At 65.2% G+C, this 2,514-nt stretch carries 3 protein-coding genes; all 3 read right to left on the bottom strand.

All coding sequences use genetic code 11. The annotated features are described in order from the left end of the window. Positions 1–387: indole-3-glycerol phosphate synthase TrpC (locus tag AC5DC2_RS22870; protein ID WP_491700151.1), on the bottom strand; the 387-nt coding region annotated here is incomplete at its 3' end. Between the two features lie 6 nt (positions 388–393). Then, positions 394–1,416: an anthranilate phosphoribosyltransferase gene (gene trpD / locus AC5DC2_RS22865; RefSeq protein ID WP_491700150.1), complete on the bottom strand. Its 1,023-nt coding sequence runs from the start codon at positions 1,414–1,416 to the stop codon at positions 394–396. Between the two features lie 12 nt (positions 1,417–1,428). Then, the coding region (locus AC5DC2_RS22860; RefSeq protein WP_491700149.1) for a peptidylprolyl isomerase at positions 1,429–2,514 on the bottom strand (1,086 nt) is incomplete at its 5' end.

The following is a 2,514-nucleotide window of genomic DNA, read 5'->3' as shown; positions in this document are numbered from 1 at the left end:
ATAGGGCTCGAACATGAAATCCTTGCGCAGCGCTGGCAGGGCGCAGGCATTGCGGGCGGCGGCCAGAAACTCGGGCGCGCCCTGGAAGCTCGGCGTATCGGTGAGCACAGAAAGGCAGGCCGCGCCGCCCGCCTCATAGGCCCTGGCGAAGGCAGGCGGATCGAAATCCGGGCGGATCAGCCCTTTTGAGGGGCTTGCCTTCTTGATCTCGGCGATCAGGCCGAAACGGCCCTCGTTCTGTTTCCGGCGGAGTGCGGCCAGAAAGCCGCGCGGCTTTTCCTGGTCGGCTGCGCGCGCCTTCAGGTCGTCGAGCGAAACCTTCGCCTTGGCGGCGGCGATCTCTTCGCGCTTGTAGGCCTCGATCTTTCGCAGGATATCGGTCATCAGCGGCACTCAGCCTTCGCTTTTCTGGTTGGAGACGGCAACGAGCCGGTCGAGCGCGAGCGCCGCATTGCCGCTTTCCAGCGATTGCGCGGCGATCGCCATCGCGTCGGAAAGCGTCTCGCCCTTCCCGGCAATCATCAGCGCAGCGGCCGCATTGCAGAGCGCAATGTCGCGATAGGCGTTGCGCTCGCCGGAAAGCACCTTGCGGAGCGCCGCGGCGTTCACCTTGCCGTCACCGCCGCGAAGCGCGTCGAGCGTCGCAGCTTCCACGCCGAAATCCTTCGGCGTCAGCGAATACTCGCGAATCTTGCCATCGGAAAGCTCGGCGATCCGGGTCGTACCCGTCGTTGTGATTTCGTCGAGACCCTCGCCGTGCACGACCCATACGGTCTCGGACCCGAGATCGCGCAGCACCTCGGCAAGCGGCACCAGCCATTGCGGCGCGAACACGCCGAGCAACTGACTCTTTACGCCGGCCGGGTTCGAAAGCGGGCCGAGAAGATTGAAGATCGTCCGCGTGCCAAGTTCGACCCGCGACGGGCCGACATGGCGCATGGCCGCATGATGCTTCTGCGCGAACATGAAGCCGATGCCGGCTTCCTCGAGGCAGGCCTCGATGATTTCCGGACCGGTATCCAGTTCCACGCCGAGTTCCGACAGGCTGTCGGCCGTGCCCGAACGCGAACTCAGCGCCCGGTTGCCATGCTTTGCCACCGTCACTCCGGCGCCGGCCGTCACGATGGCCGCGAGCGTCGAGATATTGTAGGTGCCCGCGCCGTCGCCGCCCGTGCCAACGATATCGATCGCGTGGACCGGCGCCCTGACCGGCAGCATCTTCGCGCGCATCGTCGTGACGGCGCCGACGATCTCGTCGACCGTCTCGCCCTTGACCCTGAGCGCCATCAGGAAGCCGCCGATCTGCGACGGGGTGGCCTCGCCCGACATCAGGATATCGAAGGCCTGGCGGGATTCCTCGCTCGAAAGCGACTGGCCGTCGGCGACCTTGGCGATGAAGGGTTTCAGTTCGGACATGGCTTTTCTCGCTTATCGCAGGTTCACCGCCTGCTGTGCGAGCGTCTGGTTGATCGAGACGCCGTACTCGCTCTGCAGCTTGTTGATCATTTCATCGAGGATATCGTCTCCGGCCGAAGACGCAATGGCGGTGATGACCTGGTTGTCACCGCTGGTTTCCAGCGTATCGGAGGGATTGACCACGGTTGCCACCGACAGCACGATCTGCTCGGTCCCGCCATCGCGCGGGGCGGTGGCCACGGTCCCGAGCGGACCGCTGAAGGCCGCGGCGATCGCCTCGGGGCCAAGGTCGCTGTTCTGCGAATTGCGCGTGATCGAGGGGCTCTGCTGCACGTCAATGGCCAGATCGTCGGCCACCTGCTGCAGGCTTTCGCCGTTCTCCACGCGCTGTTTCATCTCGTCGGCCCTGGCCGCAAGCGCGTCGCGCTGCTGTTCGGCCGCCCAGTCGGTCTCGACCTGGCTGCGGACCTCATCGAAGGTACGATCGCGCGGCGGAGTGATATCTTCGACCTCGTACCAGACAACGCCGCCGTCATCGAGGTTCAGCGGCAGGTTCTCAAGCCCCGTATCGCTTTCGAAGGCCGCGCCGACAAGCTCGGTGCCCAGCGGAATGTCTTCGATCGGGTTGCCGTTCGGATCACGACCGTTGGCGTCGATGGCATCGATCGTAACCGCTTCGAGACCGAGGCTCTGTGCGGCCTCGGCCATGCTGGCGCCGCCGGCGCGCTGGTCCTCGTACTGGTTCTCGACGTTGAGGATGTCGTCGGCGGCCTGCTGTTCGGCAAGCTCCGTGCGGATCTGGTCCTCGACATCGGCAAGCGGCGTCGTGCTTTCCGGCTCGATATCCGTAACGCGTATGATGACCGGACCGAAATTGCCCTGCACGACGCCGCTGACGCCGCCTGCCTCGGGAATGGCAAAGGCTGCCTCGTCGATCGCCTGGTCGGGGAACTGGCCCTTCTCGTAGATGCCGAGCGTCACGTCGGCCGGCGTGCGACCGGCTTCGGAGACAAGCTGGTCGAAAGTCTTTGTGCGGTCCTCAAGCGCCTGGGCCGCCTGTTCGGCGGCAGCCTGGTCGGCGAAGGTCATCTGCTGGAT

This window comes from Martelella sp. (genome assembly GCF_984369615.1).
The sequence above is the reverse complement of the archived record's forward strand: the minus strand, read 5'-3'. Positions and strand labels throughout refer to the sequence as shown.

Coding starts and splice junctions, on each gene's coding strand:
- trpD (WP_491700150.1), bottom strand. CDS start 1,416: ATGTCCGAACTGAAACCCTTCATCGCCAAGGTCGCCGACGGCCAGTCG.